This is a genomic window from Limnobacter sp. (assembly GCF_036846585.1).
Lineage (GTDB): Bacteria > Pseudomonadota > Gammaproteobacteria > Burkholderiales > Burkholderiaceae_B > Limnobacter.
Window position 1 is genome coordinate 36,361 of the sequence record NZ_DAIUBR010000028.1, and the last position, 6,174, is coordinate 42,534.

Consider the following 6,174-nt stretch of genomic DNA (forward strand, 5'->3'; position numbering starts at 1 on the left):
AACACCATGCAAGTAATTCTTCTTGAGAAAATGCCCAATCTGGGTCAACTGGGTGACGTGGTTCGTGTAAAAGACGGCTACGCGCGTAACTTTTTGATTCCTTACGGCAAAGCCAAGCGTGCCACCGAAGCTGCAATCGCTGAATTCCAGGCACGCCGTGCCGAGCTGGAAAAAGCGGCTGCTGAAAAGCTGGTTGCTGCGCAAGCCCTGGGTGCAAAACTGACTGCAACAACGGTTCAGTTGAGCGAAAAAGCCGCTGTGGATGGTCGTTTGTTTGGTTCCGTAACCAACAGCGACATTGCTGCCGCCTTGAATGCATCTGGCTTGAAAGTTGAAAAAGCACAAGTACGCATGCCCAACGGCGCGCTGAAAATTGCTGGCGAGCACACTGTAACCGTAGCCCTGCACCCCGACGTGGTTGTAGACGTGAAAGTTGTTGTTGCTGGCGAAGCTGCTTAACTAATTCAGCTTAATACAGGCCGCTTTCCGGGCAACGCAAGCCAAACCGGTTCACCGGGTATTTAGGCCAAAGGCATAAGCGACATTCGGTTATACTTTTGGTCTGCCTGAACCAACAAAAAGGTCACCTCAGGGTGGCCTTTTTCTATTGCGAACTTATGTCCAACAATCAATTTTCAGAACAAGAGATGACAGGCCTTCGGGTGCCGCCGCATTCGCTCGAATCCGAGCAATCTGTGGTGGGCGGTTTGCTGCTGGACAACCAGGCCTGGGACAAAATCGGCGACGTGATTCGCGCCGACGACTTCTACCGCTACGACCACCGGGTTATTTTCGAGCACATCGCCAAGCTGATTGATGGTTCCAAGCCAGCCGATGTAATTACCGTGTATGAATCGCTGCAGTCTTCCGGCAAAGCCGAAGACGTGGGCGGATTGGCCTACCTGAACACCCTGGCCACCAACACACCTTCCGCGGCCAACATTCGCCGCTATGCGGAAATTGTGCGCGACCGCGCTGTGTTGCGCCGCTTGATCACGATCAGCGATGACATTGCCACCACGGCATTGAACCCCCAGGGCAAAGACACCAAAACCATTCTGGATGAAGCCGAAAGCAAGATTTTCAAAATCGCTGAAGACGGCGCACGTGGCGCGGGTGGTTTTCAAGACCTGCAACCCGTGCTTAGCAAAGTGGTGGAGCGAATCGACGAGCTTTACCACCGCGACAGCACCAGCGACATCACCGGTATTTCCACGGGCTTCGTGGATCTTGATGGTAAAACTTCTGGTTTGCAGCCTGGCGATTTGATTATTGTGGCCGGTCGGCCGTCGATGGGTAAAGCACAACCGCTGGACGCCTTGGTTAAAACGCCGCAGGGCTGGACCGCAATGGGCGAGTTGCAGGTAGGCGATGCCTTGGCCTCTATGGATGGCAAGCCGTCCGTGGTTACCGGTGTATTCCCCCAAGGTGAAAAACAGATTTACAACGTTGTTTTTTCGGATGGGCGCAGCGCCGAATGTTGCGATGAACATTTGTGGCGCGTCATGTATCGCGATTGGGCTGAGCCCCGCGTGATCAACACCAATCGCCTGATTGAAATGCTGGGCTGTGTGCGCTATAAAAACCGTTTGTGGATTGACACGGTGACAGGCGATTTTGGTCATGATGAAGCCTTGCCCGTTGACCCGTGGGTACTGGGGGCAATGCTGGGTGATGGCACCTTGGCCTTGAGCCACAGCAGCGTGATGTTTTCCACCAAGTCTGAAGAGCTGGTAGGCAAAATGAACGCGCTGCTTGGCCACGATATGGAGTTGGTTCACGCACAGGCTTACGATTACCGCGTGATGTGGAAAGGCCGCATGTTGGCCAATGGTGCGTGCACCAGCCAGCCCAACTATTTCCGCCAGGCCTTGAACGATTTGGGTGTGCTGGGCGACGTTACCTTAGCCGTTAGCCACAACAAATTTATCCCTGAGCATTATTTGAAAGCGAACAAGGCTGCGCGATTGGCATTGCTGCAAGGTTTGCTGGATACCGATGGCTGGATCGAGTCTTGGGGTTCCATCCGCTTTGCCACTGCCAGCGAGCAGCTGGCCAATGATGTGGCTTGTCTTGCGCGTTCTTTGGGTGGTTTCTGTTCGATCCTCACCAGGAATACGCACTACACCAGCAAGGGCGAGCGCAAAGAAGGGCGCTTGGCTTATGTGTTGAACATGAGCTTTGCCAATGGGCAGCAGGTATTTACGCTTGAAGACAAGAAGGCGCGTTTGCGCACCGACTGGAAGCGCACACGCCGAATTACCTTTCAAACCATTGAACCTGTGCGCATGGCGCAAGCCCAATGTATTTCTGTAAGCCACCCCACGCGCACCTACATCACCAACGATTTTGTGGTGACACACAACACGGCATTCAGCCTGAATATTGGCGAACACGTGGCAGTGGAAGAAGGACATGCGGTTGCTGTGTTCTCCATGGAAATGGGTGCAACCCAGCTGGCCATGCGTTTGCTGGGTTCGGTTGGGCGTTTGGATCAACACCGTTTAAGAACCGGGCGATTGACCGATGAAGACTGGCCGCGGCTTACCTATGCGGTTGAGAAAATGCAAAACGCGCAGTTGTTCATTGATGAAACACCTGCTTTGTCCTCGATGGAAGTTCGCGCACGTTGCCGCCGCCTGGCGCGCCAGTGCGGCCAGCTTGGCTTGGTGATTATCGACTACATTCAGTTGATGGGGGCCTCCTCGCCGGGCGAAAACCGCGCCACTGAAATTTCTGAAATTTCACGTTCGCTGAAAGGTTTGGCCAAAGAATTGAATTGCCCGGTGATTGCGCTTTCGCAGTTGAACCGTTCACTTGAACAGCGACCCAACAAACGCCCAGTGATGAGTGACCTGCGTGAATCAGGTGCGATTGAGCAGGATGCTGACGTGATTTTGTTCATCTATCGTGATGAGGTTTACAACCCCGATTCACCCGACAAAGGCACCGCCGAGATCATTATCGGCAAGCAGCGTAACGGCCCGATTGGTACGGTGCGGGTTACGTTCCTGGGCATGTACACCAAGTTCGAGAACTACGCGGGGATGCAGCCGGAAGGGGATTAAACTGCGGCGTGTGCTTAGGTAGGGCTACAAACGTCTTTGCTCGTGCTGCCTTGATCAAGTCGAATTTCCCTGTTTGAAACTGGCTCAGGGCATGCGAAACGCGAGCGCGTCTTCGCATCGATCCTCCTGGGCGACTTGATCTGAATCGGCACACTGAGCAACGCCTGTTTGCATCCAAGAAAAGCCACGCTGGCCTGCTTTAATTCTCGATCAAGCTTTTACGCAAACTTGGAATGTGTTTGCTCGCAACATCATCAATTTTCCAGGCTTTGGTTTCTTGAACCAGATCAAGTTCTAGCTTTTGAGTTATTCCTGAAACCGATAGGAAAACCAGAACGGTGGTATGGTTATCTCCCGAATTTTTGTTGGTAATTTCAACTACCGTTACAGATGTGGGGTCCTGACAATTGCATAAGGGGTCTGCAGAAAGTTTGCCGATTTCCCCTGATGCAATTTGTTGTTGCTGTTCTTTTCTAATCAAACCTAGAAGCGTTGATGAGTAAATTTCATCCGCTTTGTCCAGCGAGGACAAGGTTGAACTTTGGTGATACAGATCACCATAAATATTCTGAACAAACTCAACAGCGCTTGAGTTGGAGTGTTGATTAAAAAACCACAGGCCAACTGCAACGACCACAGCGGACAGCAGCCCGATTAAAGCTGAAAAACTCCGTAGTGGGTTCATTGGCTGCCTTTGGTGAAACGATAGATTGCTACATCAGGGTCAGCCTTTCTGTATGTCGGGCCGCCCCACATATCGCGCTGTTTGAAATCTGAAATCCATTCCTTTCCTGTGAACATTGCGATGTGTCCCTCTGGTCTGCCACCGGCGACATTCGGGATCACAGCAATATCGCCAGCTTCAGGCGAATAATTCCCACAGCTTGATGAATCAATCAACACCCCTTTGCTGTATCGGCTTCGTTTGAATCCGTAGCTTGACAATACCGGGTCATAAAGTCTGGCCTGTCCAATGGTGGGTCTGACTTCAATGCCGCCTGCGTCTAGAGCAAGGCGTACATGCAGTGCGCATTTGCCTTGGGATGAGGCATTTGCCATGCTGACGAGTTTCTGTATTGCTTGATTGATGTCAAATCCCATGAATAATTTTCGGTTTTAAACTGACCGCATATATAAGCATGTTTAGTGAAAAGGGTACAAATTTTCTCCCAGTAATTCCACGCAAGAGGGATGAGATATAGCTAGCGGCTTCGAGAAAATAAAAAAATTGATGGGTTTTTCTGTGGCTTCACATGGCATTGCTCGGTTGCCTTGATCAAGTCGAATCCCCCTGAAGGTCGCTCAAATTGACATATAAAATTCCTTACTATAAAGTAAGGAATGTTAGAGATTGGGGGAAAATTATGGCAACAGCTTCAGTAACATCCAAAGGACAAATTACGATTCCGGTGGCAGTACGGGTTGCACTCGGTCTTGAAGCAGGTAGTCGGGTTGAATTTGTTCAGACCGAAGCCGGGAAGTTTGCAATCGTGGCTGCTACAAATTCAGTGAATGCCCTTAAAGGAATGCTGCGCAAACCTTCTTCACCCATAAGTATTGACGACATGAATGCAGCCATTGCAAGCCACGGTGCAAAAGCCCGATGATCGGCCTTGATACAAATGTGCTGGTCCGTTATATCGCTCAAGATGACCCCAGGCAGTCAGCCAAAGCCACGAAACTGATTTCATCGCTTACGGCAGAAAGTCCCGGATTTATTTCTCAGGTATCGCTGATTGAAATGGTGTGGGTTATGCAAAGCTGCTACAAAGCAAGCAAACCGGAAGTGGTGGCAATTCTTGAGACCTTGTTGAGCACTCGGGAATTGCTGGTTGAAAATACTGAAACTGCAATTAAGGCGCTTAAAATTTTCGAAGCATCAAAAGCGGATTTTTCTGATTGTTTGATAGAACGTTCTGCAAACAACGCGGGCTGCTTGTACTCGGTCAGCTTTGATACCCATGCGATCAAGATGGCCGGGTTCAAGCCTGTTTAGTCACTCCGACCGCGTGCTGGTTTCGGCAGCATCGGTTCGGTAGCCCGGCGTTGGAGAATTGGAAATAAATTGATTTGTTAGCGATCTCGCTTTATTTCTTGAGGAATTGAGACGCCCGTGTGGCAAAGTATAAAAAGCCACTGGAAACTGACGCAGCGAAAATCAAAATCGTCACCAGCTCGACATCTGAGGCCAAACCCAAGCGCTGCCCACCAAATAAATGATTAAGCCAAGTCCAATAACGTTCTGACCAAATTGTTCCCATCCACCATTGGGTTAGAAAAAAGGTCGAGAACAGCACTACAGTTACTTTGACTAAACGCGATGTGTATTTCATCGGACCACCAGTCGGCCGTAGGCTTGCAACTGAATTCCCGGCACGCTGATTTGTTTGGCACTTTTCAGCATTGCACGCAAACGAAAAAAGTCAGCCTCTTTGTCGATGACGATACAACCTTCACTTCTACCAGTTGCGCCTTTGGGGTGAAGCCTGAATTCACCTCGTTTTACTTTATCGCACAAGGTTTCGTCATCAATTCTCTCGTCAGCTGCGTATAGCGCGAACCACTCATCCCTGCTGGAAAATAAATCACGTAATGGGCCCAGCAAGCCGCCTGATTGCCTGTCAAAAATATAGTAGATTCCGGGTGGAATTGGGCCAAGCTTCGGCATACACGCGGACACTAAGCGATTTACATGTGAACTATGACCAGAAAATGCTGAAAACCTTGTGGCTCCACACCAGAACATACTCAACGGCTTCGCGTTTAACTCAAACCTACATTCAATCACCGCAAGCTCCTTGAAAAAGTCAAACTTCTGGTTTCAAACAAGCTTGATATAAAAACATACTCTGTTCATGGGGTACAAACTTTCAGCTCAGTAGTTGCAGCAGGAGGGATGAAAAACAGAGTATCGTCGCACCATGTAGCTTTTTGCTAGGGAGTTATTGTCAATTCTGGTGTTCAGGTTTGATGATCAAGCGGCGATCTGATTCTTGTTTTTCTGTAGCTCCGTGATCTCATTTCCGTCTCGAAACAATATCCCTTTAATGACTAGGTCCATTGCGAGGCTAAGCGGTCGCTCGATGGAGGGTTCAGGTGTCTAGGG

General features: G+C 50.0%; 8 protein-coding genes. 4 read left to right on the forward strand and 4 right to left on the reverse strand.

The window, feature by feature from the left end:
* Positions 1-6 precede the first annotated feature (6 nt).
* A complete protein-coding gene (rplI, locus tag V7028_RS12200) occupies positions 7-459 on the forward strand; it encodes a 50S ribosomal protein L9 (RefSeq protein ID WP_334120360.1) in 453 nt (150 codons plus the stop codon).
* A gap of 188 nt (positions 460-647) precedes the next feature.
* Positions 648-3,068: a replicative DNA helicase gene (gene dnaB / locus V7028_RS12205; protein ID WP_334120365.1), complete on the forward strand. Its 2,421-nt coding sequence runs from the start codon at positions 648-650 to the stop codon at positions 3,066-3,068.
* Between the two features lie 199 nt (positions 3,069-3,267).
* Here dnaB and V7028_RS12210 read toward each other — a convergent pair whose 3' ends face one another.
* Both V7028_RS12210 and V7028_RS12215 read right to left on the reverse strand, forming a co-directional pair.
* Positions 3,268-3,753, reverse strand: a complete 486-nt coding sequence (locus V7028_RS12210; RefSeq protein WP_334120361.1) for a DUF3828 domain-containing protein — start codon at positions 3,751-3,753, stop codon at positions 3,268-3,270.
* Complete coding sequence (locus V7028_RS12215; protein ID WP_334120362.1) at positions 3,750-4,169, reverse strand: hypothetical protein; 420 nt, start codon at positions 4,167-4,169, stop codon at positions 3,750-3,752. The genes V7028_RS12210 and V7028_RS12215 overlap by 4 nt, the downstream gene beginning before the upstream one ends.
* 263 nt (positions 4,170-4,432) lie before the next feature.
* Between V7028_RS12215 and V7028_RS12220 the strand changes: the two genes are divergently transcribed.
* Complete coding sequence (locus V7028_RS12220) at positions 4,433-4,675, forward strand: AbrB/MazE/SpoVT family DNA-binding domain-containing protein (protein WP_334120366.1); 243 nt, start codon at positions 4,433-4,435, stop codon at positions 4,673-4,675.
* Complete coding sequence (locus V7028_RS12225) at positions 4,672-5,064, forward strand: PIN domain-containing protein (RefSeq protein ID WP_334120363.1); 393 nt, start codon at positions 4,672-4,674, stop codon at positions 5,062-5,064. The genes V7028_RS12220 and V7028_RS12225 overlap by 4 nt, the downstream gene beginning before the upstream one ends.
* Before the next feature lie 91 nt (positions 5,065-5,155).
* Here the strand turns inward: V7028_RS12225 and V7028_RS12230 are convergent, their stop codons facing one another.
* Together V7028_RS12230 and V7028_RS12235 are read right to left on the reverse strand one after the other, a co-directional pair.
* A complete protein-coding gene (locus V7028_RS12230) occupies positions 5,156-5,401 on the reverse strand; it encodes a hypothetical protein (RefSeq protein ID WP_334120364.1) in 246 nt (81 codons plus the stop codon).
* Positions 5,398-5,814, reverse strand: a complete 417-nt coding sequence (locus tag V7028_RS12235; RefSeq protein ID WP_334120367.1) for a DUF2778 domain-containing protein — start codon at positions 5,812-5,814, stop codon at positions 5,398-5,400. The genes V7028_RS12230 and V7028_RS12235 overlap by 4 nt, the downstream gene beginning before the upstream one ends.
* Positions 5,815-6,174: the final 360 nt, after the last annotated feature.

Bases quoted from the DNA above. Each gene is read 5' to 3' on its own strand.
- rplI (WP_334120360.1), top strand. From the start codon at position 7: ATGCAAGTAATTCTTCTTGAGAAAATGCCCAATCTGGGTCAACTGGGT.
- dnaB (WP_334120365.1), top strand. From the start codon at position 648: ATGACAGGCCTTCGGGTGCCGCCGCATTCGCTCGAATCCGAGCAATCT.
- V7028_RS12220 (WP_334120366.1), top strand. From the start codon at position 4,433: ATGGCAACAGCTTCAGTAACATCCAAAGGACAAATTACGATTCCGGTG.
- V7028_RS12230 (WP_334120364.1), bottom strand. From the start codon at position 5,401: ATGAAATACACATCGCGTTTAGTCAAAGTAACTGTAGTGCTGTTCTCG.
- V7028_RS12225 (WP_334120363.1), top strand. From the start codon at position 4,672: ATGATCGGCCTTGATACAAATGTGCTGGTCCGTTATATCGCTCAAGAT.
- V7028_RS12210 (WP_334120361.1), bottom strand. From the start codon at position 3,753: ATGAACCCACTACGGAGTTTTTCAGCTTTAATCGGGCTGCTGTCCGCT.
- V7028_RS12215 (WP_334120362.1), bottom strand. From the start codon at position 4,169: ATGGGATTTGACATCAATCAAGCAATACAGAAACTCGTCAGCATGGCA.
- V7028_RS12235 (WP_334120367.1), bottom strand. From the start codon at position 5,814: ATGTTCTGGTGTGGAGCCACAAGGTTTTCAGCATTTTCTGGTCATAGT.